Annotated in this window: 15 protein-coding genes; 8 read left to right on the top strand and 7 right to left on the bottom strand. The window is 56.8% G+C overall.

The window, feature by feature from the left end; all coding sequences use genetic code 11:
• Positions 1–55: 55 nt before the first annotated feature.
• On the top strand, positions 56–1,807 hold the full coding sequence (locus LG374_RS08510) for a choline/carnitine O-acyltransferase (RefSeq protein ID WP_225757291.1): 1,752 nt from the start codon (positions 56–58) through the stop codon (positions 1,805–1,807).
• 360 nt (positions 1,808–2,167) lie between these two features.
• Here LG374_RS08510 and LG374_RS08505 read toward each other — a convergent pair whose 3' ends face one another.
• The 6 genes from LG374_RS08505 to LG374_RS08480 all read right to left on the bottom strand — a co-directional run bounded on the left by LG374_RS08505 (position 2,168) and on the right by LG374_RS08480 (position 7,831).
• Entirely contained in the window at positions 2,168–2,614 is a 447-nt protein-coding gene (locus LG374_RS08505) for a hypothetical protein (protein WP_225757290.1), read from the bottom strand.
• 8 nt (positions 2,615–2,622) lie between these two features.
• A complete protein-coding gene (locus LG374_RS08500; RefSeq protein WP_225757289.1) occupies positions 2,623–3,576 on the bottom strand; it encodes a nucleotidyltransferase domain-containing protein in 954 nt (317 codons plus the stop codon).
• Positions 3,577–3,712: 136 nt separating this feature from the next.
• Positions 3,713–4,459 carry an amino acid ABC transporter ATP-binding protein gene (locus tag LG374_RS08495; protein ID WP_225757288.1) on the bottom strand — a complete coding sequence of 249 codons (747 nt, stop codon included), beginning with the start codon at positions 4,457–4,459 and terminating at the stop codon, positions 3,713–3,715.
• Positions 4,456–5,553, bottom strand: a complete 1,098-nt coding sequence (locus LG374_RS08490; RefSeq protein ID WP_225757287.1) for an amino acid ABC transporter permease — start codon at positions 5,551–5,553, stop codon at positions 4,456–4,458. The genes LG374_RS08495 and LG374_RS08490 overlap by 4 nt, the downstream gene beginning before the upstream one ends.
• The gene (locus LG374_RS08485; protein ID WP_225757286.1) at positions 5,550–6,713 is read right to left on the bottom strand and encodes an amino acid ABC transporter permease; all 1,164 of its coding nucleotides are present in this window, start codon (positions 6,711–6,713) and stop codon (positions 5,550–5,552) included. The genes LG374_RS08490 and LG374_RS08485 overlap by 4 nt, the downstream gene beginning before the upstream one ends.
• 167 nt (positions 6,714–6,880) lie before the next feature.
• Positions 6,881–7,831 (bottom strand): factor H binding family protein, encoded by a 951-nt coding sequence (locus LG374_RS08480; protein ID WP_225757285.1) that lies wholly within the window; start codon positions 7,829–7,831, stop codon positions 6,881–6,883.
• 259 nt (positions 7,832–8,090) lie between these two features.
• Here LG374_RS08480 and citD point away from each other — a divergent pair, with 259 nt between their 5' ends.
• The 7 genes from citD to LG374_RS08445 all read left to right on the top strand — a co-directional run bounded on the left by citD (position 8,091) and on the right by LG374_RS08445 (position 14,825).
• Positions 8,091–8,381, top strand: a complete 291-nt coding sequence (gene citD, locus LG374_RS08475; protein WP_225757284.1) for a citrate lyase acyl carrier protein — start codon at positions 8,091–8,093, stop codon at positions 8,379–8,381.
• On the top strand, positions 8,378–9,256 hold the full coding sequence (gene citE / locus LG374_RS08470) for a citrate (pro-3S)-lyase subunit beta (protein ID WP_006986995.1): 879 nt from the start codon (positions 8,378–8,380) through the stop codon (positions 9,254–9,256). Before citD ends, citE begins: the two co-directional genes overlap by 4 nt.
• A gap of 6 nt (positions 9,257–9,262) precedes the next feature.
• The gene (gene citF / locus LG374_RS08465) at positions 9,263–10,768 is read left to right on the top strand and encodes a citrate lyase subunit alpha (protein WP_225757283.1); all 1,506 of its coding nucleotides are present in this window, start codon (positions 9,263–9,265) and stop codon (positions 10,766–10,768) included.
• Between the two features lie 131 nt (positions 10,769–10,899).
• Positions 10,900–11,301 carry a hypothetical protein gene (locus LG374_RS08460; RefSeq protein ID WP_225757282.1) on the top strand — a complete coding sequence of 134 codons (402 nt, stop codon included), beginning with the start codon at positions 10,900–10,902 and terminating at the stop codon, positions 11,299–11,301.
• A 10-nt stretch (positions 11,302–11,311) separates the two neighbouring features.
• Positions 11,312–11,713, top strand: a complete 402-nt coding sequence (locus tag LG374_RS08455; protein ID WP_006986998.1) for a VOC family protein — start codon at positions 11,312–11,314, stop codon at positions 11,711–11,713.
• A 179-nt stretch (positions 11,714–11,892) separates the two neighbouring features.
• Positions 11,893–13,368, top strand: coding sequence for a citrate lyase holo-[acyl-carrier protein] synthase (gene citX, locus LG374_RS08450; protein ID WP_225757281.1), 1,476 nt, complete (start codon positions 11,893–11,895; stop codon positions 13,366–13,368).
• Positions 13,365–14,825, top strand: coding sequence for an anion permease (locus LG374_RS08445; protein WP_225757280.1), 1,461 nt, complete (start codon positions 13,365–13,367; stop codon positions 14,823–14,825). Before citX ends, LG374_RS08445 begins: the two co-directional genes overlap by 4 nt.
• Before the next feature lie 402 nt (positions 14,826–15,227).
• On the opposite strand, the gene LG374_RS08440 is transcribed toward LG374_RS08445, so the two are convergent.
• The gene (locus LG374_RS08440; RefSeq protein WP_225757279.1) at positions 15,228–15,971 is read right to left on the bottom strand and encodes a hypothetical protein; all 744 of its coding nucleotides are present in this window, start codon (positions 15,969–15,971) and stop codon (positions 15,228–15,230) included.
• Positions 15,972–16,146 lie beyond the last annotated feature (175 nt).

Raw genomic sequence — 16,146 nt, 5'->3', positions numbered from 1 at the left:
GTTTGAAGCCTGCTAGACTATGCCTTAGACACAATCACCCTTCCCACCACATCCCGTGAACACCCTACCCCTGCCCGACCTCGGCGACACCCTCATCACCTACCAGCAATGGCTACGCCCGCTGGTGGACGACAAGACCTACCACAACAGCGAAAAAGCCCTCGCCGACTTCCGCCACCTCGAAGCCCCCAAACTGCAACGCCTGCTCGAACAACGCGCTGCGCTGGCCGCCCCCGATTCCTGGCTTATCGACTACTGGCGCAACCTGCGCCTTGCCAACCGGGGCAGCCTGCCGCTTGCCGGCAACCAGACCATGAAAATCGAATGGAAAGCGCCGCAAAGCGGGCTGAAGCGCGTCTCCCATTTCGTCCATGCCCTTGCACGAGTACACCGCGACTACCTGCGCGGCGAGATAACAAGCGGCGGCGACACCTGCCGCGAACAATGGCGCATCCTACTCGGTGCCTGCCGCCGCCCGATGCCGGAGTGCGACCAGTACCTTTTCAACGAAGACGACAGCCCCGCCCGCCACATCAACATCCTCTACAAAGGGCGCGGCTGGACGATGGACATCCTTGACAGCAAAGGCGGCATCGCGAGCCCGGCACAAATCGAAAATACCCTCTACCGCCTCATCCACGACGACGCGGAAGCACCTGACCTGCCCTTTGCCGCGCCGAGCGTCTTCCCGAACGAACAGGCACGCGAAATCCGCGCCCAGCTCAACAGCCGCAGCGAAAACGCCGCCATCTGGCAGAGCATCGAAAAATCCCTCTTTATCCTGAGCCTCGACGATGCGCACATCATCGATGACGAAGACGCGCTGAACGATGCCGCCTTTTCCGACGGCAGCGCCTTCTGGGCCTACAAACCGCTCAACTACCGCTGCAACCTCATTGATGACCGCTATTTCCTGCACAGCGAAAGCAGCTGGATTGACGCCGCCACCCTTGCCGACATCCTTGCCCTTGCGCAAAAAAACCAGCACGACGGCAAAATCCAGCGCAAAAACACCCTGCCGGACGACCTCAACCTCGCCCCGCTGGACTGGCAAATTGACAAACACGAAACCAAAGAACAGGACAGCGGCACCTACAAACTCATCAAAGAAGCGCTGGCCGAATACCGCCACCACGCCGAAAGCTACACCACCGGCATCTACGACCTCTACCTCAACGACCAGGAACAACACCTGCTCAAACACAACGACCCCGACGCGCTGATGCAAATCGCTCTGCAATATGCCCAATACAAAGTGCACAAAACCATACGCAGCAGCCGCGAAAACATCGACATGCGCCACTACACCAACGGGCGCAAATGCTACATGCAGACCGTCACCGCCACCTCAAAAGCCGCTGCCACCGCCATCTACAGCCTTGCCGACGGCAGTAGCATCCTGCCGCTTATCGAGGCATACAACGAAGAACACCTGATGCGCAAAGCGCACTGCCTGCACGGCGAAGACGTGTACGGCCACCTGCTCGGCCTGGAAAGCATCGCCCGCGAACAAAAACAGGATATCCCCGCCTTCTTTACCGACCCTGGCTACCTCACCCTCACACAAAACTACATCTCGACCATCAGCCTCGGCTGCCACGGCATCCTCAGCTACATCGCCTTCACCGCTGGCAAAGCGGAAAACATCGCCATCAACTACACCTACAACCGCAATAACATCAACCTCGTCCTCACCCATCTGCGCAACCGCACGCGGGAAATGCAGAAATTCGCCACGGCAGTGCAGGCGGGTATCAAACAACTGCTGCGTATCCTGGCGCTGAGTGAGCCGCAGGATGAGGTGTAGAGCAGGGTTTTATAGCCGTTTCGAATAGGACTGAAACAAGACGGCGAGCCAAAGACAGTGCAACGAGTACAGCGAGGTTCGCCAACACGGTATCCGTTCTCGTTGAAACGACTTATCCCGCTTGGTGGCGTCATTATCGTGCTCGCCAAAAAAAACCGCCACAAGCGGCGGATTTTTTGTTTTCGCTAAGGTGAAAGGTGTTGGTTGTTGGCATTGGTACCAGCCTCGTTACATGGATAAACGCAAGTGTCCAAAGCCAATGTTATCCCGCTTGGCGGTCATTGACATTTATCGCAAACCGAGCAGATAACGAATTATCCAACTTTCGCTTGCCATAAGCTATTAAATAGATAAGTCTCACTACCCAATAATACTTTTCTTAACTTCAATATCCTTTGATGTTATCACCAAGTCTTCGAGTTTATTTTTTGATTTAATTAATTTTTTAACCTCTTCAGCAATTACTTTATCCCCTTTATATAAAGTTATATGGGGATTGAATCCGAATATTTTTTTGGGAAAATCGGGTTTATCCCAAACTTTTTCTAACGCGGGGGCATTAACTTTAAGGATACAAAAGTATAGATTTTTATATTCAATTATATCTAAATCATTAATCTTTATTGATATTCCTCGAATAATTTTCTTAGCTTTATAAATAATTGATTTCTTAAATTTGTTTCTAGGCCCTTGTATTGTAATATGGGGAGAACTTGGTATAGCGTTAGAATAACCTTCTCGCAATCCTTCAAATAAGGAATTTATTTCATCATTTTTTATATCTAGAACAAGCACCTGTTTCTTCATATGCCCTCCTAAGAAATCAAAAAAAACCGAAGATCTTCCTTAATTCTATCATGCAATAATATGTTTGAAATCAATCTCTTAAAAACTTGACTGTTTCCTAGCTGCTTAATCTCGTCTTTAAGATTTTCATCATCATGATTCAGATCATATCTTTCTTTTAACCTTAAAAATTTCATATATTCTTCTGTGAATTTTTTATATTCATTTCCGATGTTCACATCACCATTAAACAATTCAACAGAATCTTCTAACCTTTCCCACGGCGTCTTTTTAACCATTTTCACTAATTCATCCTTTGAATTAATATTGAAAGTTAGAATATATATAATAGTAGCAAAAACTGTTAATCTTCTACTAAATTTTAGACTAATATTTTTCTTCTCCCATTTTTTTTGATTCATCCTACTAGATTCGTAATTTAAGCATAATGTTCTCCAAAATCTTAATATATCATTTAATAAGAAATATAATTTGAAATCATTATGTCTCTCGTCTCTCAAATAAACTCCAATGATTTTTTCAATAATTTCATTGTATTTATCTTGATTGTAGATACATTTACTTTCTAAAATAAGAAGCATTCTAGCAGTAAACCAGTTATGATGATCATCAGATGGTGAGCCAATTATTCTCTCAACTTCTCTATAATTAAATATTTTAAGAAACTCCCCATCATTACTAAACGGTGGAAATCCTAAGCTTCCATTAATTCCTATTAGGGTAGAAAAGATCTGTATTTCATCAAGTTTTCCATAACAATATTCATCATCATCTCCAATGACAAAAATATCTAAATCAGATCCTTTATTTGCTTCATGGCGCGCAAGAGAACCAGTTGTATAAATACACAAATTACTTCTTCTATTATTATCTGGTGGAAAAATAGCATCTAATTTTATTTCCTCTTTAATTTTATTTAGCTTAGTTTCCGAAAAAATTTTTCTTTCTTCTAAGATTGTCATAACTAACCTCTTTCTAGTCAAAGTTTGATTTTAAGATAAATTTCAAATATTAGCCAGCATAACTAGCCTTAATAATTCCTACTATTGGGAACCCGCCAAGCAGCGAAAATCCTGCTTCCATCATCCACCCATCCCCCTACCCCGGCTGTTGCAGTATTTGACTGAGAAACTCCTGCGCGCGCGGGTGGCGGGCGTTGGTGAAAAATGCTTCCGGCGGCGCGGTTTCGAGGATTTCCCCTTTGTCCATGAAGACGATGCGGTCGGCGACGGTGCGCGCGAAGCCCATTTCGTGCGTGACCACCAGCATGGTGATGCGGCTGTTTTCTGCGAGTTCGATCATCACGTCCAGCACTTCTTTGATCATTTCCGGGTCGAGCGCCGAGGTCGGTTCGTCGAAGAGCAGCACTTCGCAGTCCATGCATAGGGCACGGGCGATGGCGACGCGTTGTTGTTGTCCGCCGGAGAGTTGGCCGGGGTATTTGTCCGCCTGTTCGCGGATACCGACGCGTTCCAGGTATTGCCGCGCCGTCGCTTCCGCCTGGGCGCGCGGCTGTTTGTTCACCCAGATCGGGCCGAGGGTGAGGTTGTCGAGGATGGTGAGGTGCGGGAAGAGGTTGAACTGCTGGAAGACCATGCCGACTTTGCGCCTGAGATCGCGCGTCTGTTTGGCGCTACCGGTGAGGAGTTCGCCGTCCAGGCAGATTTCGCCTTCTTGATAGTTTTCCAGGCGGTTGATGCAGCGGATCAGCGTCGATTTGCCCGAACCGGACGGGCCGCAGATGACGAGGCGCTCGCCTTTTTTCACGTTCAGGTCGATGTTTTTCAGGGCGTGGTATTTGCCGTACCACTTGTTGAGGTGGTGGATGTTGATGGCGTCTGTCATGGGCGTTCCGGGGTGAAGTGGCGTTCGATGCGGTAGCTGGTGTGGCTCATGCCGTAGCAGAGCAGGAAGTAAACGAGGGCGCAGAAGGCGTAGCCTTCCATGCCGTGGCCGAGCCAGGCGGGATCTTGCCCCGCCGAGTGGACGATGCCGAGGAAGTCAAAGAGGCCGATGATGGAGACCAGGGTGGTGTCTTTGAAGAGGCCGACGAAGGTGTTGGTGATACCGGGGATAACGGTTACCAGCGCCTGCGGCAGGATGACGAGGCGCATTTTCGCGATGTAGCCGAGGCCGAGGCTGTCCGCCGCTTCGTACTGGCCGCGCGGGATGGCCTGCAAGCCGCCGCGCACCACTTCCGCCATGTAGGCCGAGGCGAACAGCGCCACGCCTATCAGCGCGCGCAGGAGGTTATCGACGTGGATATGCGGCGGCAGGAAGAGCGGCAGCATGACGTTCGCCATGAAGAGGACGGTAATAAGCGGCACACCGCGCCACAGTTCGATGAAAACAGTGCAGCAGAGGCGCAGCACTGGCAGGCGCGAGGTGCGCCCCAGCGCAAGCAGGATGCCAAGCGGCAGGGCGAAGACCAGCCCGGCAGAGGCGACGACGAAGGTCAGCATCATCCCGCCCCATTGGTTGCTGCGCACCAGCGGCAGACCGAGGATGCCACCGCGCAGCAGGAACCACGATAGCGGCGGCAGGATGAAGAGGGTGAAGGCCAGTGTCCACAGCCGCATCCGCCCGCGCCCAAACCACAATGCGGCGAAGGTGGCGGGGACGATGCCGAGGAAAAGCAGCCACACCCGCCAGCGTTCCGCTTCGGGGTAAAAGCCGTAGAGGAATTGCGCCAGGCGCATTTTGATGAAGACCCAGCAAGCACCGCCGGAGGCGCAATCGGCAGCGGTCGTGCCGCGAAAATCGGCATGCCACACCGCCCAGAGAAAGAGCGGCGGCAGGATGCGGTAAAGCAGATACAGCGCCAGCAGGGTCAGGCAGACGTGCAGCGGCGAGGCGAACAGGTTACGGCGCAGCCAGCACCACAGGCCAAATTCGGACGCGGGCGGGGCGCGGTCGGGCAAATAAGAAAAATCACTCATCGTTCCACCAGGCGGACACGGCGGTTATAGCCGTTCATCAATAAAGAAATCACCAGACTGATGACGAGATAAACCGCCATCGTCATCACAATAATCTCGACCGCGCGCCCCGTCTGATTGAGCGCCGTGCCGGTAAAGACTGAGACCAGGTCGGGGTAAGCAATCGCGGTTGCCAGCGACGAATTTTTCACCACATTGGCAAACTGGCTGGTCAGCGGCGGCACCATTACCCGCAGCGCCTGCGGCAGCACAACGAGGCGCATCACCCGCGCCGGCGGCAGACCGAGCGACTCCGCCGCCTCATACTGCCCGCGCGGTACCGAGGCGATACCACTGCGCACATATTCCGCCACATACGAGGCGCTATACAGCGATAGCGCCAGCCACAGCGCCAGCAGCTCCGGCAGCAGCGTCAGACCGCCGCGAAAGTTAAAACCCTGCAATAGCGGGCGGCTAACCTGCGCCGGCTCGACCAGCGTGAAAAACACCGCAAGCGGCAACACGACGACAAGCAGCGCATACGCCCACCACAGGCGCAGCACCTGCCCGCTTCGCCGTTGACGGCGACGGTTCCAGGCGCGCAGCAGAAAGGCGGCAATGACGCCGCTCACAAAGGCGGCAACCGCCCATTGCAGCGCTGCCTGCCACAGCGGTGCGGCGAGGACGAGGCCGCGATTACTGAGCGCAGCGAGACAGCCCGCTTCCTCGCAGCCCCAGCGCAGTGTGCTGGCGCGCGGCGCGGGCAGGACGGCGAGCACGGCGAAGTACCAGAAAAAAAGCTGCAACAGTAGCGGCACATTGCGGAACAGCTCGACATACACAGCGGCGAGTTGGCGCATCAGCCAGTTACGCGACACGCGCAGCACACCGACGACCGTGCCGAGGATGGTGGCGGCGACAATCGCAAGCGCCGACACCAGCAGCGTGTTCAGCAGCCCGACGACAAACACACGGGCATAACTGTCGCTTTCCTGATAAGGCAGCAAATGCTGGCTGACGGCAAAACCGGCGGGGTTGTCGAGAAACGCAAAACTGAGCGACATGCCGTGTGCTGCCATATTCGCCGCCGTGTTGCGCCACAGCAGCCAGGCGACATCCGCCACCGCCAAAAGCAGCAGCCCCTGAACAGACCAGCGCCGCAGGCGACCAGCGATATCCATCAAAACCTCCGCAAGAAAAGAAGGGGCAAAACCTTACACTGCCCCCGGCAGAAATGCCAATAAGGAAAAGTGCGGCGGTGATAACCGCAACGGCTTCCCGTCCCCACCCGGCGATAATAAAAAACCGGCGCGAACGCCGGTTTTTTCTTGGCCGTGGGAAGCAATCATCAGGGAGTGATGTCACCGCGTTTGCCGTAGAAGACTTGTTCGGTTTCGTGCTTATTGCCAGAGGGCCCATAATTGAGGTCGCCGACAATTTCTTCCGCATTCGGTCCGGCAATATAAAGGTTATAGGAGCCGGTGATCTTGCCATCAGCGTTTCTCACGTCACCATCATCAACCCCATGCGTCTTGCCAAAAGGACTGGCAAACTGAGTGATCGCCTTTTCCTGCAAGGTCAGTTCCGGGCGACCATTCGCCGCTGCGACCGTACCGGAACCTTTTTTCTGCCCGAAATGGATGGTGTAGGTGAGATCAGCGTCATTGGCTTCACGATCATTGAAAACTTTGCCTGCATAGATGGCCGTACCGCTGTTAGGTAGTGTTACTGTCGGTGAGTAGAAGGGGGTGTAATCATCATCCAGCGGATTGGCTCTGCTGTCTTTCCCGTAGGCAAGAGCACCGGCATAGAAGCCGCGATAGGAGCGCAGGGTCACATCCGATTTGTATTCGGCATTGTTGCTACCGGTGTATTTGTTTTCCGCAGTGAGCGTTTGAATGTTCTGCGTGTTCAGCGGTACGGCGGTAAGGTCAAAGGTCTGTTTTTTCTCGCCTCGTACTTCTTTTACCAGGGTTTTGCCGCCAACTGTCAGGGTAAAGGTGTCATAGCCCTTGTAAACGTCATCATCCCAGTCGTAATCCGTGTCGGTACTATAGTCGGCAGTCAGGCTTTTGACAGGCTCCGGTTGTTGCGGCGGGTTTTGCGGATTACCCGGCTGCTGTGGGTTTTGCGGATTGTTCGGCTGTTGCTGGTTGTCGCCCGGCTGCTGCGGCGTATTGTTATTGTCACTCGGCGGCGGCGGTGTAATTTGCGGGTTGCTGTTGCTGTTGTCGCTGCTGCCACCACAAGCGGTGAGCAGACTGGCGATAAGAACGGAAAGGACGAGTTTTTTCTGCATTTTGCATACTCCTGAAAAGATGAATAGATGATGATTTTGTCGCATCCCTGCCGACAAACGGTGGTTGACCTCGCAAAATCGTGATTATGGTAACGTATTCCAAGACTTAGAAAGAGGTGTTGTGGTGATGAAAACTTTGCAACGGTGCCGTAAAAATTGCAAAAAAAACAAGATTGTCATCATTTTTTAATTTCTCTAAGATGCCCCATACTTGGTGGGGTATGCCCCGCCTGCTTTCCTGTCCAACGAGGAGATTTGTATGCGAATCACGAAAGAGAGTGTCGCCGGGACGGTCGAGTCCAGCGACGTGATGGTTTATGTCGCGCCATCCGGTGGCGGCGTGTCGCTGGATCTGACCAGCAGTGTCGGCAAGCAGTTCGACGCGCAAATCCGCGCCACGGTGGATGATGTGTTGAAACAGCTCGGCGTGGATGCGGTCGCCCTGCGTCTGGATGATCGCGGCGCGCTGGATTGCGTCCTGCGTGCCCGTCTGAAAGCGGCACTGCTGCGCGCTACCGATGAACCTGTCGATTGGGGGAAAGTATTATGAAACTTCGCCGCAGCATGCTGTTCGTCCCCGGCTCGAATGCGGGCATGATCAGCAACACCTTTATTTACAAACCCGATTCCATCATGTTTGACCTGGAAGATTCCGTGGCGCTGGCCGAGAAGGACACCGCGCGGATGTTGGTCGCCCATGCCCTGCAACACCCGCTCTACCGCGAGATGGAAACCGTGGTACGCGTCAACCCGCTTGCTTCCGAATTTGGCCTGCTGGATTTGAACGCCGTCGTGCGCGCCGGTACCGACATCGTCCGTCTGCCGAAGACCGACAGCGCCCAGGACATCGTCGATATGGACAAGGCTATCACCGAGATTGAAAAGGCTTGCGGTCGCGAAGTCGGCAGTACGCAACTGCTCGCCGCGATTGAATCCGCGCAGGGCATCCTCGCGGTGAACGACATCGCCAAAGCCTCGCCACGCCTGATGGGTATCGCGCTTGGCGCGGAAGACTATGTGCGCAACATGAAAACAGAGCGTTCGCCGGACGGCATTGAGCTGCTCTTTGCCCGCAGCAGCATCCTGCACGCCGCCCGAGCCAACGGCCTGATGGCGTTCGACACCGTCTATTCCGACGCGCGCAACGAAGAAGGCTTTCTGCGCGAGGCCGCGCTCATCAAGCAGCTTGGTTTCGACGGCAAATCGCTTATCAACCCGAACCAGATCACCCTTATCCACAACCTGTTCGCGCCGACGCAGAAAGAAGTCGATCACGCTACGCGCGTCATCGCCGCTGCCGAAGAAGCCGAACGCAACGGTTCCGGCGTTGTCTCGCTCAACGGCAAAATGGTGGATACGCCCATCATCGAACGCGCCAAACTGGTTCTGCAACGCGCAGCCGCATCCGGCATCAGAGAGGAATAAACGAATATGAACAGAGAACAACGCGTCAAAGGCGGCCTCGCTGTGGCAGCCGGCCTCAAACCCTTCGCCGCCAGTGAGAAAAAAGTCACCTTCGGCGAACGCGCCCCGCGCAAACTCTTGGCTAGCATCGAAGACGCCGTGCGCGCCTGTGGCCTCAAAGACGGCATGACCGTCTCCTTCCACCACGGCTTCCGGGGCGGCGACTACACCGTCAACATGGTGATGGACATCCTCGCCAAAATGGGCTTCAAAAACCTCACCGTCGCTTCCAGCTCGCTCACCGGCGTACATGCACCCCTGGTTGAGCACATCAAAAACGGCGTGGTCAGCAAACTCTACTCCTCCGGCCTGCGCGGCAAACTCGCCGACGCCATCTCGGCGGGCATCCTCAAAGAACCCGTGCAAATCCACTCGCACGGTGGTCGTGTCCACCTCGTGAAAAGCGGCGAACTGCATATTGACGTTGCCTTCCTCGGCGTCCCCGTCTGCGACCACTTCGGCAACGCCAACGGCCAGCACGGACAAAGCGTCTGCGGCTCGCTCGGCTACGCCATGACCGACGCCGAATACGCCGACAAAGTCGTCCTCTTGACCGAAGCCATCGAAGACTTCCCAACCGCACCGCACAGCATCGCGCAAGACCAGGTGGACTACATCGTGCAAGTCGATGCCGTCGGCGATCCGGCCAAAATCGGCGCAGACGCCACCCGCATGACCACCAACCCGCGCGAACTGCTTATCGCCCGCCACTGCGCCGACGTCATCGCCAAATCCGGCTACTTCTACGACGGTTTCTCGCTGCAAACCGGCACCGGCGGCGCCTCGCTGGCCGTGACCCGCTTCCTTGAAGACAAAATGCGCCGCGACAACATCACCGCTGCCTTCGGCCTCGGCGGCATCACCGCAACCATGGTCGCCCTGCACGAAAAAGGCCTCATCAAAAAACTACTCGACGTGCAGAGCTTCGATGCCGACGCCGCCAAATCGCTGGCGCGTAACCCGAACCACATCGAAATCAGCGCCAACCAGTACGCCAATTACAGCTCAAAAGGCGCTTCCGTCGAACAACTCGACATCGTCGTCCTGAGCGCGCTCGAAATCGACACCGGCTTCAACGTCAACGTCCTCACCGGCTCGGACGGCGTCCTGCGCGGCGCATCCGGCGGCCACTGCGATACCGCTGCCAATGCCCGCCTCGCTATCATCGTCGCCCCGCTGGTGCGTGGCCGTATCCCAACCGTGGTAGATGAAGTCATCACTTGCATCACCCCCGGCGAACACATCGACGTGCTCATCACCGACCACGGCGTTGCCGTCAACCCGCGTCGCCCGCAACTGGCCAAACGCCTGCGCGAGGCCGGAGTCGAGCTGACCACCATCGAAGCCTTGCACGAACGCGCCATCGCGCTGACCGGCAAACCGGAAAAAATCCGCTTTACCGACAAACCGGTTGCCGTCGTGCGCTACCGCGACGGCAGCGTCATCGACACCGTCTATCAAGTCGCTGACTGAGGCATTTCCGCACACATCTTCCCCCCGCAAGCGGGGGGAAGCGTGCGAAGCGGCGAAGGGAGATAACCATTGCTCGCCAACAGAGCTATCCCCGCTGCAAAGCAATACAAAAACAACAACCGGAAGACCCCTTGAGCATCGCCAACCGCCTCATCCTTGCCACCCCTGCCACTGTCCGCGCTTACCGCGAAGCGGAAAACAGCCCACATTACGACTTTGGCGGCATCACCGACCTCGATATCAGCACCCTGCTTGCCATTGCTGCCACAGAAACCTTTGACTTCGACGCACACGAATTACTGCCACTGGATGATACCGACGACGACAACGCCGACATCTACCCCATCCCCGAGCGCTACACCCGCATCTTCGCGAGGCTGAATGCCGCCGATATCGCCCGCTGCGCCGCAGCATGGGCGGCCAGCGAAGAACTGGACTGCGATGCCGCAGACCTGTTGTCCATCATCGAAAACCTCTGCGCACTTGCCCGCCGTATCGAAAATGGCCAACAACTCTACTTCATCACCGCATAAAGGAAACACCATGACTGAATTACAAAGCGCCCTGTCCCACGTCTCGCTTGGCACCAATAACTTCGCCGCAGCCGCCGCCTTCTACGACAAAGTGCTGGCCACCCTCGGCATCAAACGCACCATGGATCTCAGCGAGCACAACGCCATCGCCTATGGCCGCGCCTATCCCGAATTCTGGATACAAAGCCCGATCAACGGCCAGCCCGCGCAAACCGCCAACGGCACCCATGTCGCCTTCCTGGCGGAAAACCCCGCGCAAGTGGACGCCTTCTACGCCGCCGCTATCGCCGCCGGCGCGACGGACGATGGCGCACCGGGTGGCCGTCCACACTATGGCCCCGAATACTACGGCTGCTTCGTCCGCGACCTGGACGGCCACAAAATAGAAGCCATGGCCTGGAACGTCGCCTGATCCCGCCAAGCGAGACAACCACGCAAATATCCATATAACCCAACCCAGACCGGCCATACCTGCCCCGAACCGTCCCATCCCCCACAAGCGGGGAAAGACCGGGGTGGAAAAAACCGCAGCATTCGCCAAGCGAGGCAACACGGGGCTTCCCGCCCCAAGAAAAAACAACCACCGCCCCTATGACCGCCACCTATACCGCCACCCTGCCCCCACTACCCAGCTACGAAGGCCGGGCGGTTGCGCTGGATGACATCCTCGCCGCGCGCGATGCCCGTGCCGCGCGGCAGCAGATGATGCAGGCCGCAGGCGGCGTCCTCATCTCGCTCACCCTTGCTGCGCCGGGTGCCGTCAAACGCAGCCCGCTGCTGGATGCCGTCTTCCAGGCGGCGCAACAAGCGGTCGAAAACACCATCCCCACCCCGCAAGCAGTCAACATCCACATTGACGACTGCGGCCATCACGCCCTCTACCGTGTGGACGGCGACGCGCACGAGTGGAAACGCGCCATGCTCGCGCTGGAAGCGGCCTCACCGCTCGCCCGCCTGTGGGACATCGACATCATCGCCGCCAATGGCCGCCCCATCAGCCGCGCCGATTGCGGCCTACCACCGCGCCGCTGCCTCCTCTGCGACGACGACGCCAAAACCTGCGCCCGCGCCCGCCGCCATAGCATCGACGACCTCAACGCCGACATCGCCCGCCGCTACCACCTGCACCAGCAGGCCGAGCACATCGGCGCGGCCATGCGTCAAGCGCTCATCACCGAAGCGACGCTGACCCCGAAAGCGGGACTGGTGGACGCCAGCAGCAACGGTGGCCATCACGACATGACCCTCGCCCACTTCCTCGCCAGTGCCGACGCCATCGCCCCCTACCTCGCCGCCTGCGCCGCGCGCGGCATGACCTTCGCCGCTGATGCCGCCAGCCCCGCCATCCTCGCTGCCATCCGTCCCATCGGCATCCAGGCCGAAGCCGCCATGCTGGCCGCAACCGGCGGCGTTAATACCCACAAGGGCGCCATCTTTGCTTTCGGCCTTACCGCCGCCGCCCTCGGCAAAAATCTCGCAGCGAGCGGCAGCGCCACCCTCGCGCAAACGCTGGCTGACATCCGCGCCATCAGCGCCAACCTTGCCGCCGAACAGGGTACAGGCGACAGCGCCGGACAACGCGCTTACCGCCAACACCACATCACCGGCGCGCGCGGCGCAGCGGCAGACGGCTACCGCCTCATCACCGCCCACGCCCTGCCCGCTTACCAACGCATCCTCAGCGCCAGCGGCAGCGAACGCCACGCCCTGCTTGCCGCCCTCGTCACCCTCTACGCCGCAAACGACGACACCACCACCATTGCCCGCGTCGGCCTGGACGGCCTGCGCACCCACCAGGAATGGGCCAAACGGCTGCTTGCAGATGAAACCACCCTCATGGACGAGAACCGCCTCAGCGCCGCCATCGCCGCCTACGATTACGACTGCACTGCGCGCCGCCTGAGCGCCGGCGGCAGTGCCGACCTTTTGGCGCTCACCGCCTACTTCAGCCGCCATTTCCCGACTTCGCTTCCCACCAAAGAAGCAAGACCCGCCGCTCACACGGCGGACAACCCCAACGGCATCCCCGCCGTCCCTCTAATGCATAACCAGAAAGGTACCGCATGAATACCAAAAAACTCATCCACTACGCTATCATCCTGGCGTGTCCCATCCTGACCTACCTCTTCCCTGCACCGGAAGGCCTGCCCATCCTCGGCTGGCACCTCTTCGGCGTATATGTCGGCACCATCCTTGCCATCATGTTCAAGCCCTTCCCGCTGCCGATCGTCCTGCTTGCCGGTGTGGCGCTGGCTTCCATCGTTGTCGGCACGACGCCCGCCGAGACACTGGCAGACGGCACCAAACTAGCTCTCAAAGAAAACGACGTATTGAATGGCTACAAATCCGGTACCACCTGGCTGGTCTTCGCCGCCTTCGCGATGAGCACCGCCTTCGTCACCACCGGCCTTGGCAAACGCATCGCCTACCTGATGATCCGTGCCTTCGGCGGCACCACCCTGCGTCTTGGCTACGTCAACGCCTGCCTTGACCTGCTGCTCTCGCCGGCGATGCCTTCCACCACCGCACGCGCTGGCGGCATCATGTTCCCGATCATGAACTCCGTCACCGTCTCGCTGGGTTCTGATCCGGAAAAAAGCCCGCGCAAAGCCGGCCATTACCTGCTGCTCAACACCTACATGATCGTGAAAACCACCGGTTACATGTTCCTGACCGCGATGGCGCCGAACGCCGTTGCCCTTGAACTGATGAAACCGATCACCGGCATCACCTTCAACTGGCCGCAATGGTTCCTCGCCGCGAGCGTGCCGGGCCTGCTCTGCCTGCTGCTTACCCCGCTGGTCGTGTACGTCCTCTACCCGCCGGAACTGAAAAAAGTCGATAACGCCGCCATCGCCAAAAAAGGCCTGGAAGAAATCGGCCCGATCAGCAAACAGGAAAAAACCCTGCTCGGTCTCTTCGTTGTCGCCGTCCTTGCCTGGATTTTCTCCGACCAACTGCACGTATCTTCCTCAACCATTGCCATCTCCGTCATGGCGCTGCTCGTCATCCTCGCTGTCATCAACTGGGAAGACCTGTTGAAAAACAAAGGCGCCTGGAACACCTTCATCTGGTACGGCGGCATCCTCGGTCTCTCCTCCGTGCTCGACAAGGCACACTTCTTCACCTGGCTGTCTGAAACGCTCAAGCAAGTGATGAACTTCGGGGAAGGACACGCCACCGTCGCCACCATCGCCATTCTTGCCGTCAGCGTCGGTGTACGTTACCTCTTCGCCTCCGGTGGTGCCTATGTGGCAGCGATGGTGCCGGTATTCTCCGCCGTCGGTATGGCGGCAGGCGCCTCACCAACCCTGCTCGCTCTCGGCCTGCTCTTCTCCAACTCCTACGGCGGCGCGCTTACCCACTACGGCTCTGGCCCGGCTCCGGTCATCTTCGGCGCCGGCTACCACGACACCAAATCCTGGTGGATCGTCGGCGCTGTGGTCGGCTTCGGCAGCCTGCTCATCCACGTCACCGTCGGCTTCGCCTGGTGGCAAGCCCTCTCCGGTATGGGCGTCTTCTAAACAGCATCGCTGTTACGAAAAAGCCGAACCTGCGGGTTCGGCTTTTTTTGTGGGCTGGGTATGGATGATTCGCTTGGTGAGCATCCGAGAACCCAGTGTTTATAGTTGAATAGATAAAAAAGCGTAACAAGGCGCGCCGCTGCAGACAGTACAGGTAGTACGGCAAGGCGGCGCAACGCCGTTACGATTTTTTAGATGTTTAACTATACGCCGCTTGGCAGCTATGGGGATAGCACACACCACGGCAGAAGAACAATGTAGAGACGTTGCCTGCAACGTCTCCAACAAAAATCTCAAAAACCCGCATTTACACCACCTGCGAGCCCAGTAACAACGCCGCCTGGTGGGGCCAGTATTCACGCACGCTTGGCGCGTGCCGGAAAAACAAAGGATTTGTGGCATTCATGTCATACCAAAGCGCATGGTGCGGAGCTTATCGTCCTCAAACTGAATGGTGAGATAAGCATCAAGAAAATAAGTGTCGCCGCTGTTGATGTTGCTGTACAACACGCCGTCGCGACCGTGGATGCTGACGGAATAGATTTCCAGCGTGTCGAACCAATCTTGATCGGCATCGCGTTCGACATAGGCGCTGCATTCACGATTGTAGTAGTCGATAAGTGCGGCGGCGGGATACTGCGCCAATGTTTCGAGGATGGCGATAATACGGGGGGCGTAATCGTCTATTGCGCCGTCCGCCAGCGTGATGCGGATATTGCTACCATCGGCCACTGTTTTGTTGAGGATGACAACGCCGCATCGCAGGCAATAGCCACCTTCACCATCAGGCGTGATATCGGCAGGACTGAGATGAATGGGCGGTAGCGTCGCCCGCAAAGTACGGATGTTTTTCAGGGCAAATCTGTCGCCTTTCCATGCGGCCTGATCACGCAGTTTGTGCAGGCGGATGATGTCTTTGCGCTCGCCTGTATCGGCAAAAGGCGCAAACGTTTGCAGGGCGGATGCGTGCAGGCAGAGCAGGCTGTTCACCGACGTGAGGAGATCGGCGGTTTCCCGTGTTGCTTCTGCCCGTTCCAATGCGGCTTTCAAGTCGTATAACGCGCCAATAGCGGCATGATTATGTTGATTCGGCTGCTTGCGGAAGCGGGCGGCAAGCTCCGTGTATTGCTGTTGGAATGGTGTCATGGCGTTTCCCGGTGAGGTGCTGCTGTGGTAAGTGAAGACGGAACGTGGATTTTATCCCGCTTGGTGGGGCCAGCGTTTATCCCGCTTGACAGCCATCTAAACTGGAATTTAGCACACAAAAGTCTTCTCCCAATGGGACAATAACGGGGCTTTTATGGCCGTATTTTCTTGTTTT

It is taken from the genome of Cardiobacterium sp. Marseille-Q4385, from assembly GCF_916618745.1.
In the GTDB taxonomy this organism is placed as follows: Bacteria; Pseudomonadota; Gammaproteobacteria; order Cardiobacteriales; family Cardiobacteriaceae; genus Cardiobacterium.
This window is presented reverse-complemented; position numbering and strand designations above follow the sequence as displayed.